The organism is Vibrio sp. 397 (assembly GCF_033339395.1).
Classification (GTDB): Bacteria; Pseudomonadota; Gammaproteobacteria; order Enterobacterales; family Vibrionaceae; genus Vibrio; species Vibrio alginolyticus.
Genome location: NZ_JAWOUN010000008.1, coordinates 37,669 through 54,588, shown reverse-complemented (window position 1 = coordinate 54,588; position 16,920 = coordinate 37,669). Strand labels below are relative to the sequence as shown.

Annotated in this window: 13 protein-coding genes; 11 read left to right on the top strand and 2 right to left on the bottom strand. The window is 45.5% G+C overall.

Annotation, left to right across the window (positions count from 1 at the left end):
- Nucleotides 1-156: 156 nt before the first annotated feature.
- A complete protein-coding gene (locus R7P36_RS14105) occupies nucleotides 157-1,128 on the bottom strand; it encodes a tripartite tricarboxylate transporter substrate binding protein (protein ID WP_054575022.1) in 972 nt (323 codons plus the stop codon).
- 266 nt (nucleotides 1,129-1,394) lie between these two features.
- On the opposite strand from R7P36_RS14105, the gene R7P36_RS14100 reads away from it, so the two are divergent.
- From R7P36_RS14100 to R7P36_RS14055, 10 genes are all read left to right on the top strand, one after another.
- A complete protein-coding gene (locus R7P36_RS14100) occupies nucleotides 1,395-1,793 on the top strand; it encodes a GFA family protein (protein WP_005377278.1) in 399 nt (132 codons plus the stop codon).
- 264 nt (nucleotides 1,794-2,057) lie between these two features.
- On the top strand, nucleotides 2,058-2,771 hold the full coding sequence (locus tag R7P36_RS14095) for a GntR family transcriptional regulator (RefSeq protein WP_005377279.1): 714 nt from the start codon (nucleotides 2,058-2,060) through the stop codon (nucleotides 2,769-2,771).
- Nucleotides 2,772-2,783: 12 nt separating this feature from the next.
- Nucleotides 2,784-3,680 carry a methylisocitrate lyase gene (gene prpB / locus R7P36_RS14090; RefSeq protein ID WP_005388185.1) on the top strand — a complete coding sequence of 299 codons (897 nt, stop codon included), beginning with the start codon at nucleotides 2,784-2,786 and terminating at the stop codon, nucleotides 3,678-3,680.
- A gap of 132 nt (nucleotides 3,681-3,812) precedes the next feature.
- The gene (prpC, locus tag R7P36_RS14085; RefSeq protein WP_005377283.1) at nucleotides 3,813-4,955 is read left to right on the top strand and encodes a 2-methylcitrate synthase; all 1,143 of its coding nucleotides are present in this window, start codon (nucleotides 3,813-3,815) and stop codon (nucleotides 4,953-4,955) included.
- Between the two features lie 156 nt (nucleotides 4,956-5,111).
- Nucleotides 5,112-7,703 carry a Fe/S-dependent 2-methylisocitrate dehydratase AcnD gene (gene acnD / locus R7P36_RS14080; protein WP_170897333.1) on the top strand — a complete coding sequence of 864 codons (2,592 nt, stop codon included), beginning with the start codon at nucleotides 5,112-5,114 and terminating at the stop codon, nucleotides 7,701-7,703.
- A 9-nt stretch (nucleotides 7,704-7,712) separates the two neighbouring features.
- Nucleotides 7,713-8,909, top strand: coding sequence for a 2-methylaconitate cis-trans isomerase PrpF (gene prpF / locus R7P36_RS14075; RefSeq protein WP_170897334.1), 1,197 nt, complete (start codon nucleotides 7,713-7,715; stop codon nucleotides 8,907-8,909).
- 77 nt (nucleotides 8,910-8,986) lie between these two features.
- A complete protein-coding gene (locus R7P36_RS14070) occupies nucleotides 8,987-10,864 on the top strand; it encodes a propionyl-CoA synthetase (RefSeq protein WP_170897335.1) in 1,878 nt (625 codons plus the stop codon).
- 189 nt (nucleotides 10,865-11,053) lie between these two features.
- Nucleotides 11,054-11,533, top strand: a complete 480-nt coding sequence (locus tag R7P36_RS14065) for a GNAT family N-acetyltransferase (RefSeq protein WP_005377290.1) — start codon at nucleotides 11,054-11,056, stop codon at nucleotides 11,531-11,533.
- Between the two features lie 191 nt (nucleotides 11,534-11,724).
- The gene (locus R7P36_RS14060; RefSeq protein ID WP_031781180.1) at nucleotides 11,725-13,056 is read left to right on the top strand and encodes a trypsin-like serine protease; all 1,332 of its coding nucleotides are present in this window, start codon (nucleotides 11,725-11,727) and stop codon (nucleotides 13,054-13,056) included.
- A gap of 385 nt (nucleotides 13,057-13,441) precedes the next feature.
- Nucleotides 13,442-14,887 carry a bifunctional NUDIX hydrolase/phosphatase PAP2 family protein gene (locus R7P36_RS14055; protein ID WP_104979233.1) on the top strand — a complete coding sequence of 482 codons (1,446 nt, stop codon included), beginning with the start codon at nucleotides 13,442-13,444 and terminating at the stop codon, nucleotides 14,885-14,887.
- Between the two features lie 160 nt (nucleotides 14,888-15,047).
- Here the strand turns inward: R7P36_RS14055 and R7P36_RS14050 are convergent, their stop codons facing one another.
- A complete protein-coding gene (locus R7P36_RS14050; RefSeq protein ID WP_017821691.1) occupies nucleotides 15,048-15,857 on the bottom strand; it encodes a Cof-type HAD-IIB family hydrolase in 810 nt (269 codons plus the stop codon).
- A gap of 216 nt (nucleotides 15,858-16,073) precedes the next feature.
- Between R7P36_RS14050 and queE the strand changes: the two genes are divergently transcribed.
- Nucleotides 16,074-16,724: a 7-carboxy-7-deazaguanine synthase QueE gene (gene queE, locus R7P36_RS14045; protein WP_005377296.1), complete on the top strand. Its 651-nt coding sequence runs from the start codon at nucleotides 16,074-16,076 to the stop codon at nucleotides 16,722-16,724.
- Nucleotides 16,725-16,920 lie beyond the last annotated feature (196 nt).

Here is a 16,920-nt window from a genome sequence, read left to right as displayed (position 1 = left end):
GCTAGTCGAGCCGCTTTGGGTATATAAACAAAGGAGTGTGCATGCCGATTGTCGACAATGTCCATATGCGGTGAAACTTAGAGTGCAAATACAATGGGGAAATACCAACCTACGTTATTCATTGAGGTTGGTATCTGAGGGACCCCAATTCGATTGTTACTTCAGGAAGCCTAACTCGCGCATTAAGTCACCCATCTGTTGCTCTTGATCTTCAAGAAACGCGAAGAATGCTTTATCCGCTTTATAGTTGTCGATCCAACCATTGCGGTCTCGAACGACTTGCCATTCGTCGGTGTTATACATTTTAGTAAATGCGGCATTCCATTCATCTAGCTTTTCTTGGCTTGTGCCTGGTGCTGCAAAGAATCCACGCCAGTTAGCAAAGACAGTTTCATTACCATATTCGGTGAGAGTTGGAATGTTAGGCGCAGCTTCTAAACGTTTTGGTGCTGTAATCGCTAACACTTTCACTTGCCCAGACTTAGACATTTCGAGTACTTCACCTAACCCTGTAGAGAGCAGTTGTGTTTCGCCTGAAAGTAGGGCAGCCATGGCTTTTCCACCTGCATCATAGGCAATGTAACGAACTTTGCGCGCATCAAAACCTTCACCTTTGAAAGCCGCTGCTATAACCAAATGATCCATAGAACCACGAGCAGAGCCACCAGCAACCTTCACTTTTCGAGGGTTTTCTTTAAAAGCTTTAACGACATCTTCCCAAGATCTGTAAGGAGAATCGGCTGATGTAACAATGGCGCCATAATCGGCAACCGTTGCGGCAACAGGAGTCAAGTCGCGGAAAGATTGTGGGAAGATCCCACTGAGCGAGCGAACGACGATCGGTGTTGAGTTCACCATGAGTGTATCTTCTTGACGATCAGCCGTTTCAATCAAATGTGCGATTGCTTTGCCACCGCCACCACCAGATAGGTTTTGAAATGATACGGTTTCGACGATGTCTGATTTTATTAATACATCACCAGTACCTCGGGCGGTCATGTCCCAACCGCCACCGGCACCTCCAGGGATAAGAAAGTGCATTTTTTCAATATCTGCAGCAAGAGCGTTGAATGAAAATGAAGCTGCGATGATTGAAGCGGCGAGCGTTGGTTTGAGTACCTTTAACATGTTCACGTTCCTTATGTTAGCGACTCTATTTAGTTGAGCCTTATTGTTTTTGCTCAGTTGTCATGCCTTGTAAGCGTTAAAGCTGAACTTGGTGTAAAGGTTAATTAAGTGTTAAATATCTGTCTGTAAAAGAGATATAAAGAGAATATTGAGCATTTCGGTTATTTTGTTCATAAAGTTCACGGCGAGAAGTTGGTGTTAGGTCACGCGGCTTTACGCTTTGGTAGGCCATAATAAAATGACGGAAAATGAACGAGGAAAAGAGAATGAAAGGGACGTGTTTGTGCGGCGCAATTGAAGTCATCGCTGAGGTTAAAAATGAGGTTAGCCTGTGCCATTGCTCTATGTGTCGAAAATGGTCGAGTGGCGCACTCCATGCGGTGCATTGTGGTCCTAACGTAACGTTTAAGGGGGCCGAGCCAAAGCGTTATCAATCGTCTGACTGGGCGGTGAGAGGTTTTTGTGGCGAATGCGGCACAAACCTTTTCTATCATTTGTTGCCGACAGGTGAGTACATTCTTTCCGCTGGTTTGTTCGATAACCCAGATTTCAAACTCACTTTAGAGATTTTTACCGATGAAAAGCCAGCTTATTATGACCTCAATTCCGCTTCACAAAAGATGACTTCGCAACAAGTCTTTGATCAATTTGTACCTAAAGAATAGTTTTTTATCCGATTATTGTTCGACAGCTGAGCTTTTAGTTTTTAGATCATAAGCTTAAAGGTTTATAAGTTGTCGACAATATGAATTCCCCATTCTTGATTTCTGCTAAAAACGGCACTTAATAGGCATTTTTGGCCCATTTAAATTACGACCTTAGTCTAAATTGTCGACAATTTACTTGATTGTCGACACTTTGATCGACTACTTTATATTCAGGTTAAGAAATTGTAGACATTTCGATGTCGGTAACAAGAGTATCTGAATATGAACTCTGAGTTGAAAGCTCGTTATAAAGTGCTGGGTTCTGAGAAAGAACACACCAAATCCGAAACGCTGACCGAAACACTGATTGAAGTCATTGTTAATGGCGACGTGAAGCCTGGCCATAAGATATCAGAGCCTGAGCTAGCAAAGAAATATCAAGTCAGTCGTGGGCCTTTGCGTGAAGCATTGATGCGCTTAGAGGGGCTAGGGCTCATCGAGCGAATTCCTCATGTTGGGGCTAGAGTGACCACTTTTTCTCCGGAAAAGCTGATAGAACTTTATGCCGTTCGAGAAGCATTGGAAGGCATGGCGGCAAGGTTAGCTGCGCGACACATTACGCAAGAAGAGCTCTTAAGCTTGGAAATGCTATTGTCGACACATTCCAAGCATATAGACCAAATGGAAGGCGCGTCTTACTTCCATCAACATGGTGACTTTGATTTTCACTATCGCATCATCCAAGCGAGCAGAAACAGTAAGTTAATATCTCTGCTGTGTGATGAACTCTATCACTTATTACGGATGTATCGTTACCAGTCGCCACGTGCACAATCTCGCCCGAATGAGGCGCTCACCGAACACAAATTCATTTTGGAAGCCATTCGCAATCGCGATGAAGAGCTTGCAGAAATGTTGATGAGAAGACACATATCAGGAAGTCGAAAGCTCATCCAATCTCAAATTATACATACAGAAAGTTTAGACAAAGACTAGAAGGAATTCGTCATGAGCTTAACACCGGGAGCGAAATTCAGACTCGCCATTGAACAAAATAATCCACTACAAATTGTCGGCACTATAAACCCGTATTGCGCCATGATGGCAAAAAACTTGGGTCACCAAGCGATCTACTTGTCTGGTGGCGGTATCGCAAATGCGTCATACGGATTGCCGGATCTCGGTATCACAACATTAAACGACGTTTTGGTTGATGTTGACCGTATTACTAACGCATGTGATTTGCCTCTTTTGGTTGATATCGACACGGGCTTTGGCGGTGCATTTAACATTGCTCGCACGATCAAAGCGATGGAAAAAGCGGGCGCGGCAGCGGTGCACATGGAAGACCAAGTCGCACAGAAACGTTGTGGTCATCGTCCGAACAAAGCAATAGTCAGCCAGCAAGAGATGGTTGATCGTGTAAAAGCCGCGGTTGATGCACGCAATGATGAAAGTTTCGTGATTATGGCTCGTACTGATGCGCTAGCTGTTGAAGGCATGGACAGCGCAATCGAGCGTGCGATTGCGTGTGTGGAAGCTGGCGCAGACATGATCTTCCCCGAAGCGATGAACAAGCTGGACCAGTACCTTCAGTTTTCAAATGCGCTTGAGCAAGCGACCGGAAAGCACGTTCCTATTCTGGCGAATATTACAGAGTTTGGCGCGACACCGCTGTATGGCTGCGATGAGCTAGCGAAAGCAAAAGTGGACATGGTGCTTTATCCGTTAAGTGCGTTCCGTGCCATGAACAAAGCTGCTGAAACGGTCTACAAACATTTGCTAGAAGTGGGTAATCAGGAAGCACTGGTTGATTCGATGCAAACACGTAAAGAGTTGTATCAGCACCTGAATTACCACGACTATGAAGACAAACTTGACCAGTTATTCTCTGAAGGGAAATAGCGGGGGAAAAGCAAAAATAAACGGAAGCCCAAGAAAAAGATAATCGGAATTTATCTCATCTAATAACGTGAAATTCGTTTGGCTAAAAACACCCCAGAGAGGGAAAAGTCAGACAGAAAAGGAGTTCAAACAATGTCTCAAACTGCAGAAAAGAAAGCAGAATTAGGTGGCGCAGGCCTTCGTGGTCAAAGCGCAGGAAGCACAGCTTTATGTACTGTCGGAAAAACGGGAACTGGTCTAACTTATCGTGGATACGATATTACTGATCTTGCGAACAACGCACAGTTTGAAGAAGTGGCTCACCTTCTGTTACGCGGTCACTTGCCGAATCAACAAGAACTTGATGCGTACAAGACACATCTACTCAGCCTTAGAGGTTTGCCAGCCGAGCTAAAACAAGCTTTAGAGTTGATTCCTGCAAGCGCACACCCAATGGACGTAATGCGCACGGGTTGTTCTGTATTGGGTAACCTAGAGCAGGAAATGAGCTTCGAGGAGCAACTGAAAGCAACCGAACGTATGCTTGCCTTGTTCCCTGCCATCATCTGTTACTGGTACCGCTTTAGTCATGATGGCGTGCGTATCAACACCGAGGATCAGACTGAAGATTGCATCGGTGGTTACTTCTTACGATTACTTACAGACAAAGCGCCATCTGCGCTGCACAAACAAGTGATGCATTGCTCGCTCATTCTTTATGCTGAACATGAGTTTAATGCTTCTACATTCGCAGCACGCGTTTGTGCATCAACGTTGTCAGACATCCATTCTTGTATCACGGCAGCAATCGGTACGCTTCGTGGACCACTTCACGGCGGTGCGAACGAAGCGGCGATGGAAATGATTGAAGATTGGCAAACGCCCGACGAGGCGGAAGCGAACATCATGAAAATGCTAGCCAATAAAGACAAGATCATGGGATTTGGTCATGCGATTTATCGCGAAAGTGACCCTCGCAACGCCTTAATAAAACGATGGTCCAAAGAGCTATCGAAACAAGTTGGTGATACTCATCTATATGCGGTTTCTGAGCGTGTTGAATCAGTGATGAAGCGAGAGAAAGGTCTGTTCTGTAATGCGGACTTCTTCCATGCATCGGCTTACCACTTTATGGACATTCCAACCAAACTATTCACCCCAATCTTTGTGATGAGTCGTTTAACGGGCTGGGCTGCACACGTTTATGAACAGCGTGCCAATAACCGTATTATTCGCCCAAGTGCCGATTATACGGGCCCAGATCATCAAGAATGGGTGCCTATCGAGAATCGCTAGCGCGAAGGTCAACGAGGGCATTATATGCTTTGGTTGACCACCTCCTTCCTTTGTCATTCTCTCTAACAGAGGAAGGAGATCCTCTCATCACTGTGTTTCTGGAGCAATGGAAAACCTTGATGAAGGCAAGATGTAAAGACTGAATGGAAGCAAACCATGAACACAAATATTAATACCCAATATCGTAAGCCGCTTCCGGGAACTCAACTGGATTATTTTGATGCACGCGAAGCCGTCAATGCCATTTCTCCTGGAGCCTATGAAACACTCCCTTATACCTCTCGCGTGCTAGCTGAGCAACTGGTCCGTCGCTGTGACCCGAACACATTGACAGATAGCCTGAAACAGTTAATAGAACGCAAACGCGATCTTGATTTTCCTTGGTATCCAGCACGCGTTGTTTGTCATGACATTCTTGGTCAGACCGCTCTAGTCGATTTAGCGGGTCTGCGCGATGCCATTTCAGATCAGGGCGGTGATCCTGCAAAAGTGAACCCAGTGGTTGAGACACAATTGATCGTTGACCACTCTTTAGCGGTTGAACATGCGGGCTTTGACCCTGATGCCTTCGACAAAAACCGCGCGATTGAAGAGCGCCGTAATGAAGACCGATTCCACTTTATTGAGTGGTGTAAAACAGCGTTTGAAAACGTCAGCGTGATTCCAGCTGGGAATGGCATCATGCACCAAATCAACTTGGAAAAAATGTCTCCTGTGGTACAAGCAAAGCAGGGCATTGCCTACCCTGACACCTGTGTGGGTACGGACAGTCACACGCCTCACGTAGACGCTCTTGGTGTTATTGCGATAGGTGTCGGTGGTCTGGAAGCAGAAACCGTCATGCTTGGCCGACCATCAATGATGCGTCTACCAGATATTGTCGGTGTCAAACTGACGGGTAAACGTCAACCGGGCATTACCGCAACGGATATTGTCCTCGCGATTACTGAGTTTCTGCGTAATGAGCGTGTGGTATCTTCGTATCTTGAATTCTTTGGAGAAGGCGCACGTGATCTAACGATCGGAGACCGCGCAACGATTTCAAACATGACACCAGAATACGGCGCAACAGCTGGCATGTTTTATATTGATGAGCAGACCATCAATTACTTGAAACTAACTGGTCGAGATGAAGAACAAGTTGCTTTAGTAGAAAATTACGCAAAACAAACCGGTCTTTGGGCAGACGATCTTGATAGCGCAGTTTACGAGCGCGTACTTGAGTTCGATTTATCATCAGTTAGCCGTAACTTGGCTGGTCCGTCAAACCCTCATCGTCGTTTACCAACTTCTGAGTTGGCACAGCGCGGCATTTCTGGAGCGTGGGAAGAGAAAGAAGGCGAGTTGCCAGATGGTGCAGTGATCATCGCTGCTATTACCTCATGTACGAATACTAGTAACCCAAGAAACGTGGTTGCTGCTGGCCTTGTCGCGAAGAAAGCCAACGAACTTGGTCTTGTACGTAAGCCTTGGGTGAAATCGTCTTTTGCTCCGGGTTCTAAAGTTGCACGCTTGTATCTGGAAGAAGCGGGCTTATTACCAGAGCTAGAGAAGCTTGGCTTTGGCATTGTTGGTTACGCATGTACAACTTGTAACGGTATGAGTGGTGCGCTGGATCCAAAAATCCAACAAGAGATCATCGACCGTGATTTATATGCGACAGCGGTGCTTTCTGGTAACCGTAACTTTGATGGTCGAATCCATCCGTACGCCAAACAAGCTTTCTTGGCTTCACCACCATTGGTTGTCGCTTATGCGCTAGCGGGTACGATTCGTTTTGATATCGAGCGCGATGCGCTTGGCACGGACCAAAACGGCAAACCAATTTATCTCAATGATTTGTGGCCAAGCGATGAAGAGATCGATGCAGTTGTCGGTACTCATGTTAAACCTGAGCAGTTTAAGCAAGTTTACATTCAGATGTTTAAGCTGAATGATCAAGAGCAAAATCCCAACCCGCTGTACGACTGGCGTCCGATGAGTACCTACATCCGCCGACCACCGTACTGGGAAGGTGCGCTAGCGGGAGAAAGAACATTGTCTGGTATGCGTCCATTGACGATTCTGGGCGACAACATCACCACTGATCACTTATCACCATCCAACGCGATTCTCGCAAGCAGCGCAGCAGGTGAATACTTAGCGAAAATGGGTGTGCCAGAAGAAGATTTCAACTCTTACGCGACTCACCGTGGCGATCACTTAACGGCGCAACGAGCGACCTTTGCTAACCCGAAACTATTTAACGAAATGGTGAAAGAGAACGGTGAAGTGGTTCAGGGTTCTCTGGCGCGTGTAGAGCCAGAAGGGCAGGTGGTTCGCATGTGGGAAGCGATTGAGACCTACATGAACCGAAAGCAACCACTGATTGTTGTTGCAGGTGCTGACTATGGTCAGGGTTCATCTCGTGACTGGGCAGCAAAAGGCGTTCGATTGGCTGGTGTAGAAGCAATCGTTGCAGAAGGCTTTGAGCGTATTCACCGAACTAACTTGGTTGGCATGGGCGTGTTACCACTGCAATTTAAGCCGGGTGTTAATCGCAATACATTAGAACTGGATGGTACTGAACTGTATGACGTGGTTGGTGAAATCAAGCCGGGTGCAGATTTAGCCTTGGTTATTACACGTAGCAACGGTGAGAAAGTCGATGTTCCGGTCACCTGTCGCTTAGATACCGCTGACGAAGTGCATGTGTATAACGCAGGTGGTGTTTTACAACGCTTTGCTCAAGATTTCCTGGCGCAATAGGGAGTAATTATGGAAAACAGTACTCCTAGCAAAATGAGCCAAATCAAAGTGCCTGCGACGTACATGCGTGGCGGCACAAGTAAAGGTGTTTTTTTCAGCCTTGAAGATTTGCCACCAGAGGCACAAGTCGCAGGTGCAGCGCGTGACAAACTGTTGTTGCGAGTTATCGGCAGCCCGGATCCTTACTCGAAGCAAATTGATGGTATGGGGGGCGCGACGTCAAGCACCAGTAAAACAGTGATTGTTTCGCGCAGCAGCAGAGCCGATCACGATGTTGACTACTTATTTGGCCAAGTGTCGATCGACAAACCATTCGTCGATTGGAGTGGTAACTGCGGCAACTTGTCTGCCGCTGTCGGTCCTTTCGCCATTCATGCTGGTCTGATCCCACAAGACCGTATTCCAGAAAATGGCATTGTGACGGTGCGTGTTTGGCAAGTGAACATAAGCAAAACGATTTTGATTCACGTGCCAATCGTCAATGGTTTCGTCCAAGAAACCGGAGAGTTTGAACTCGATGGTGTCACGTTTCCAGCGGCAGAGATTCAAGTGGATTTTGTTGATCCTTCCGATGGCGAAGGCAGCATGTTCCCAACAGGCAACTTAGTCGATGATTTAGTGGTTCCGGACGTAGGTACGTTTAACGCGACCTTTATTAACGCGGGCATACCAACCATTTTTATTGATGCTGAATCGATAGGATATCAGGGCACCGAGCTGCAAGACGATATCAACAACGATGACACAGCATTAGCGATGTTCGAATCCATCCGTGCATATGGCGCGTTAAAAGTGGGCTTGATTTCTGATTTAGAAGAAGCTCAAACACGCCAACATACGCCGAAAATAGCGTTTGTTTCTAAACCGAAAAGTTACCTGTCTTCAAGTGGTAAAGCCGTTAATGAGTCGGATATTGATGTGCTCGTTCGCGCGCTGTCGATGGGCAAGCTACATCATGCAATGATGGGAACAGCAGCCGTTGCTATTGCTTCTGCTGCGTGTGTGCCCGGAACGTTAGTGAATTTAGCCGCTGGTGGCGGTGAAAAAGAGTCCGTGACTTTTGGCCACCCGTCAGGAACGTTAAAAGTTGGGGCACAAGCGAAGCAAACTGAGCAGGGCTGGGTGGTGCAAAAAGCCATTATGAGCCGAAGTGCGAGAATACTGATGGAGGGATTTGTGCGTGTACCCTTCTATGTCTTCGATTAAAAGAGACGATCTTTGGATTAAAAGAGCGATCTTTGAGTAGAACGAGAGCAATGTCAGGACATACTGGAGGAAGCAATATGTCTTCATACGAAAAAGAATACTTATGGGCGAAGAATGAACCGGAGAGTTTTTGGCGCGCTCAAGCGGAGAATATCGATTGGTTTGAATCTCCTAAAACTATCTTGAAATCTGATGAAAACGGCATAGAACGTTGGTTTCCAGATGGTGTAATGAATACGTGCTGGTTAGCATTAGATTACCATTGCGAGCAAGGACGCGGTGATAATACTGCACTCATTTATGACTCGCCAGTGACAGGTCGTAAAGCCACGTACACCTATAGCGACCTACGTGACCAAGTAGCAAAAATTGCTGGCATGCTGTCTGCTCAAGGTGTTGAAAAAGGCGACCGAGTCGTTATTTATATGCCGATGATCCCAGAAGCCGCAATGGCGATGCTTGCCTGCGCGCGTTTGGGGGCGATTCATTCCGTAGTATTCGGTGGTTTTGCACCTAATGAGCTTGCTGTACGAATTGAAGATGCAGAGCCGAAAGTGATCATGACGGCGTCGTGCGGGATTGAGATCAACAAAGTCATTCCATACAAACCAATGGTAGACAAAGCCATTATGGACAGCCGTTGGAAGCCTGAGAAAGTGTTTGTTTTCCAACGTCCAGAGTGCGACGCTGAGCTAAACCAAGAAAGAGACTTAGATTGGCAGCGAGAGTACAAACAAGCGCTGCCACATGGTTGTGTTCCGGTGTTAGCAACCGATCCGCTCTACATACTTTATACATCGGGTACGACAGGTAAGCCGAAAGGCGTTGTGCGTGATAACGGTGGCCATGCTGTCGCGATGAAGTACTCCATGAGCGCAATCTATAACATTCCTCAAGATGGCGTCTTTTGGGCGGCATCTGATGTGGGCTGGGTAGTAGGGCACTCTTACATTGTTTACGCTCCACTGATTCACGGTTGCACTACTATCCTATTCGAAGGCAAGCCTGTTCGAACACCGGATCCTGGCGCATTTTGGCGAGTGTGTGATGAATATAAAGTAGATGCGTTGTTCTCTGCACCAACGGCGTTTCGTGCGATTAAGAAAGAGGACCCGGAAGGTGAGCACTTAAAACAGTACGACTTGTCGAATCTGAAAACTATCTTTATGGCGGGAGAACGCCTTGACCCTCCGACACTGGAGTGGGTTCAGAGCAAAGCGGACAAGCCCGTTATTGACCACTGGTGGCAAACCGAGACGGGCTGGGCCATCGCGGGCAACCCGACAGGTGTCGAAATGATGCCAGTTAAAGCTGGTTCTTCGACGAAGCCCATTCCGGGTTATCAGGTCGAGATTCTGAATGAACTTGGAGAGGCTGTCGGGCCTAACCAACAAGGCTTTGTCGCATTAAAACGTCCGCTACCACCAAGTTGTCTGCCAACGGTTTGGCGTAATCATGACCGTTTTGAAACTGGTTATCTTAGCCAATTCCCAGGCTACTACGTGTCAGGTGATGGTGGCTATCTGGATGAAGACGGTTACCTGTTTATTATGGGACGTATTGATGACGTGATTAATGTCGCGGGACACCGATTGTCGACAGGTGAAATGGAAGAAATAGTAGGAGGCCACCCAGCGATTGCAGAATGTGCGGTGGTCGGTATCCACGATGATCTAAAAGGTCAGCTTCCACTTGGTTTTGTTGTACTGAAAGACGGCGTCAAAGTGGATGAGCTAGACCTTGAAGGTGAGCTTGTTGGCAAAGTGCGTAGTGAGATAGGTGCAGTTGCTTGCTTCAAGCATGCGTTGGTTGTAGACCGTTTACCGAAAACACGTTCAGGTAAAATTTTGCGTCGAACTATACGTCAAATAGCTGATGGTGAAAAATACACCGTTCCGTCAACGATTGATGACCCAAGTAGCTTGAACGAAATTGAGCGAGTGCTACGACGCTGATAAAAACTCAATTCTAACTAACCCCTGATCCTCGAACTCTGTAGGTTGGTTCTGCCTCTGTACGTTTATTAAGTACAGGGGCCTTTTTGTTGTTCAAACAGTACAAACGTATCGTGAAAGCATTTGTGACTTGCCAATACGACGTTTTCCTCACAAACTACAGCCATTCCATTTTTAGTGACCCTTTGTATGACCACGTTTGCGATTAAACCTGCGTGTTTTAGCGACCTAGAGTTGCTCAACGATCTTATGTTCGAGCTTCATGATGAGCATCATCTTCAATCTCCTGAGCTTTTCAAAACGGCAGAGGAGATAGAACAAGAAAAAAGCATTGCTCGATATATTGACGACCCTGAGTGCCTTGTTTACGTAGCAAAACAAGGAGATGAAATTATTGGCTTTATCTCTGGTCACTTCTGTGAACTTATTTCTACCGTCAGCCAGCCAGTTATGATGGGAAGTGTGGATGAGCTCTATGTGCTGCCTGAATATCGAAAACAAGGTACGGCGCAGGCATTGATTAATAAAATTGAGTCAACGTTCTCTGATTACGGTGCAAAACAGATGTTTGTTGAAGTATGGCATTTTAACCAGGGCGCAATATCTTTGTATGAAAAACAAGGATTTGCACATCATATCCACTATTTAAGAAAACCGCTGAACGAATAATCGTATTTAACTTTAATATTGTGATTTAGGTTCTATCGAATTGAAATCATTCAGTTCGTCAATAGACTTTTCTCTATAAGTTGCTCGCAATGTTAATAAATTGATATGCACCTGCATTGGTATCAGCGTTTTTGTCTGCTTGTTTATTAGTAGCACGAGGATCGTGCTTACAAAAACAAGAGGACAATATTTTGAAACTAACAAAATCGTTACTTGCTTTAGCCGTTTTGCCAATGTTCGCAAGTGCTGATGATTTGTCACAGACGCAAAATCATACTATCCAACCCCAGATCGTAGGCGGAGTAACTGCCGACCCACGTGACTGGAAATTCTACACCCAAATTGTTAGTCGTTATGGTAACCGATCATATTGTGGGGCCAGTTATATCGGGAATGGTTACGTCCTGACTGCTGCGCATTGTGTTGAGGGTGATTCTCCGAATCAGATAGCGGTTAAAATCGGTGGCGTTGTTTATAACGGTAGTGACGGTGTTCGTGCAAACGTCAGTGAGATCCATATGCACCCGGCATATCGCCGCGCGACGCTTTCTCATGACCTCGCGGTATTGAAGCTCGACTCTGTGCCTCAAGGTGTTTCTTCAGTTGAGATTGCGAATGGCAGTCTAACGCAATACGCGAGCATCGGAGATTGGCTTAGTGTTGCTGGCTTAGGGCGAACTTCTGAAGGAGGAAGCTCTCCGTCTCGATTGCAAGAGGTTGACGTCCCACTTGTGTCGGATATGACTTGCCGTCAAGCCGGTGGCAACTACACAACGGTTGGAGAAGTGTCATTCTGTGCGGGTATTCCTCAAGGTGGGATAGATTCTTGTCAGGGAGATAGTGGTGGTCCAATCGTCATTAATCGCAGTGGTGTAATTACTCAACTTGGTGTGGTCAGTTGGGGAATAGGTTGTGCTCGTCCTGGTATGTATGGGGTTTATAGCGATATCGCTGCTATGCGCAATTTTGTCGATGGTGTTATCGGAACAGCAACACCACCAAAAGAGAATGTTTCTGTTGGATACACCACCGAACAGACACTGGCATCATTTAATGTTGGGGAGTTACAGCAACATAGCTTTGTTATCCAGAATTCAGGGAGCACCACGTTCACTGTGGAAAATGTTCGCGCGTTTGCTTCGGGTGTTACTGATGCAGCTGTTATTGCCAATGATCAGTGCTCTCAGGCGACGTTAGCAATGAATGCAAGTTGTCGTGTTGATGTTGAATTTGGTGCTACTCAGAGCGGAGAAGCAAGAGTGGCTTTGAACTTCAACGTTGATAAGACCAGCACACAATACCAAGCGTTAGTATCCGCTCAAGCGAAAACGGTGACAACGCCTCCCACAGATAGCTGTACAACTGTATGGCAAGCCAGCTTAGTGTATCTCAAAGGAGATACGGTTACTTGGAATGGTAAAGTTTGGCAAGCGCAGTGGTGGACTCAAGGTGATAATCCAGCAGACTCAGGGCCTTGGGGTGTTTGGCAAAAAGTAGGCGATGCGAATTGCAAGTCTAACTAACGATCGGGCCAGTGAATTTGATTCGTTGACCATGAGATAAGATTCATTCTTGGTTTCAACGATCAGTACATAGTTATTATAACTGGGGTTTATTGTTTGCGAATAATAAGCCCTTTTTTATTGTGTCAACTATGAGAACCCACAAAATGTGTATGACTTTGTCCTGACGTTATCTTTATATAACTGGCAGAATTGCGATCAACATTTTATGTTTTGTCTGATCTTTGTCAGGTTTGCATTAAATTATTCTCCAGTGAGCGTTGAGATCGGGTTTTACGCGATCAACTCAGTTTGGCATAACTCGTTACTTAATTTTTGTCGAAAAAGATAAGATTAACTGCCATGATTCAATGGTTATCATTATGTTTATTTAAGGTCATATTTTGTGTTGAGACAGCTGTTATTACTCATCCTTTGTTTTATTTTGTTACCTGTTTCACCGATCTCTACGGCTAAAGCCACTGCGAGCGAAGTTAAAGGAGCGCTCTGTATTGTTCGCGCTGATGACAAGTTAGTGCTAGTTCATGAAGTATTAACGGATAAGATTTCTCTACCTGGCGGAACCATCATTGATGGTGAGTCTCCACAAGTTGCTGCTCAACGAGAAACGTGGGAAGAAACCGGTATAGTGGTTACGGTTGGAGAGGAGCTTGGCAGAACGGACACTGCGGTTTTTTACGACTGTATATCAGACTCTGACATTATCGCTTTTTCTATGAATAATTCTTTAGGTGGAAATGAACTGCCTATTTGGTTTGCCCCTCATTATGGAGTAGAAGTTGCGTCAGCGATGTTGCTTAGCCCATCTGAATTACCATCATCTTTATATCGTTATCCTGAGCAATGGCCACAAGCCACTCAGTTTTTTGATCAAGCTACCAAGCAATCAGTATCTTATGTGACTCAGTTGATCGAATCCGCGCCTTCATTTCGTCAGGTTGAATTGGCGTGGCTGATAGATTTACAGAGTTGGGTAGGGGCGTTGTCAGAAACGAGTTACGAGGTAGCTAGTCAGATCTCGAAACTGGTTACAGACCTGACAGAACCGACGGTACTACTCTTTCTATTTCCTTTTGCCATGATGCGCTTTGGTAGCCGGTTTGTGTACCGACTCTTTTTTGCAATTAGTGCAACGTCGCTTATGGTGCTTGTCGCTCAACAAGGCTTTTCGTTACCGCGCCCACATGTCTATATACCAATGATGGAGTTAACGCACAGCTTTGGCTTTAGTTTTCCTAGCTTGCCTATCGCTGTGTGGTTTTGTGTTCTGACGTTCTTGTTTCATAGAACCCAGTATTTCGGTTTGAATGGAACAACGGCAGTCTTCGTGTTCATCACTCTTACAGTGGTGTTAGGTAAGTTTTTCCTCGGCAGTGCCTTTATTTTAGATATGTTATTTGGCGCGCTGTTAGGCAGCTTGGTGGCTTGGCATGTTCTTCGATTGGAAACAAATCAAGATGTGAACGTTGATCAAGTTCTAAGCTCAAAAGGCGTCTGGTTCATTATGACTGTGGCAACAGCGGTCATCTCCGTCATCTGGCCATTACCTGTGTTTGGTCGCTGGCTAGCAATTTTAATCACTGCATCAGCGTTGGTCATGACATTTAAAGAGTCGAAAGCACATTTAGATACTCGGCAGATGATCTTTGTGACGCTGGCATTGTTGCTTGTTGATCAACTCTATTTGTACTCGGCTAATATCGTATCGTTTAGCGGTTTGTGGTCATTAGTCTTGTCGACGTTACATTATCCATTATTAATGTTGTTATTTATGCTGCTTGCAAGGAAGCTGACTTGTGAAAACCAACCGAGCAAAACGTTGCTAGATTGATGGCTGTATTTGTTATCTATTAGTATTTAAGTAAAAACAAAGCCTTGCATTACAGCAAGGCTTTTACACGTTTAGTCCACGAACAACGCCGCTTGCCTATCTTGGACGGCTAGGGATGTTAAACGTAAGAAGCTTAACGCAACAGACATGGCGGAAAGGGCTATGCATTGAGCACGAACTTTTCTATAGCTTTAGCGACACCGTGCTCATCATTACTTGCCGTAATGTAGTCAGCGATTTGCTTGGTTTCTTCCATTGCATTTGCCATCGCGATACCAAGGCCAGCGTATTTCAGCATGTGGTGGTCATTTTCTGCGTCACCCATACAGATAACTTCTTCCGGTTTAATTCCCAGATACTCGGCAATTGCGGCAACACCAATACCTTTGTTGCTCGCAGGGTTAAGAAACTCAAGGAAAAACGGAGCGCTTTGAACAACCGTAAACGCTTCGCGCATTTCAGCTGGCAGTGCTGCTATAACTTCTGTTAGTTTGCTTGGCTCTGCAACCATCATAGCTTTGATGATTGGATGATCGTCTTCTAGTGATTCGAAGTTCATCTCGGTGACATTTAAGCCATTTATCTTTGCTTCAATATCGGTGTAAGGGTTGTGTTCGTTGGTGATTAAACCATGAACTTGACTAAAAGCATGGACGTACGCACCTAGCTCTTCGGCTTTTCGCGCCACCAATTTTGCAGCTTTACCATCTATGATTTGCTGGTGGATGATGTCGTTTGTGCCTACGTTCTTGACCATCGAACCGTTGTAGTAAAGAACAAAATCTCGATCGGAATGGATATTCAGTTCGTCGAGCTTGTCTTGCATTCCTTCTAATGGGCGACCAGAAGCGAGAACGACAGTAACGCCTGCTTCTCGAGCTTTTGCGATCGCTTGTTTGTTTTCTTCAGAAATGGCTTTATCACTATTGAGTAGCGTGCCATCCATATCTAGTGCGATCAGTTTATACATCATTTCTTACCTTAAAGTTTTTTGGGAGCTGTCAGTGAATAAGGCTTGGTTTAACGTTAACCAGAAACCTATATTCATTACGCTATGAAACTACAAAATGGTCTATTTTAACAATTAATTTTTGGTTTAAATTGACCTAGACACGCGTGTCCATTATGGTCTTCGCCTCGAAATGTTATGAGTTGAGTGAGTTCTGCGTTGTATAAGCTAAATGAGATGTTTGAAACCATCCAAGGGGAAGGGGTTTTCACTGGAGTCCCTGCTGTTTTTGTTCGGCTTCAAGAGTGTCCGGTTGGTTGCTCATGGTGCGATACCAAACAAACGTGGTATGCAGATGAGAATGATCAACGTCAAATAGGCGATATTCTGGTGAAAACGGAAGACTCTCCGACGTGGTGTGTTGCATCTGCCGAGAACATCGTAGAGCAATATCAACAGCAAGGCTTTAATGCTAAGCATATCGTGATTACTGGTGGAGAGCCTTGTATTTATGATCTGCGCCCTTTAACAAAGGCGTTTGAAGATATGGGGTGCCAATGCCAAATTGAAACCAGTGGCACATCAGAAGTGATTACTTCAGAAAATACGTGGGTGACAGTGTCACCAAAAGTAGCAATGAAAGGTAAATTACCAGTGCTTAATAGCGCGTTAGAGCGGGCAAATGAGATTAAGCATCCAGTCGGTACCCAGAAAGACATCGACCACCTTGATGATCTTTTAGCAAATGCGAACGTAGCGGCTGAGACTATCATTGCACTACAACCAATTAGCCAGAAGCCTCGTGCTACGCAATTGTGTATTGATACGTGTATTGCCCGCAATTGGCGTTTGTCTGTTCAAACTCATAAATATTTGAGTATTGCTTAGACGAGAGACTCGTCATCATTCGAGGTAGCTTTTCTATCTAATCCCGGTTTCGCGAGTAATGCCGTTGGTAGCTTTGCTATCGAAACATTGTCGATATATCTAAGCAATTTATAGCGTTGTAAAAGCTAAGCAGTGTTGGCTGTTGTGGTGTAGTGCTATCTTTGGTTCGACAATCGTTTCGCATTTAATTGATGCC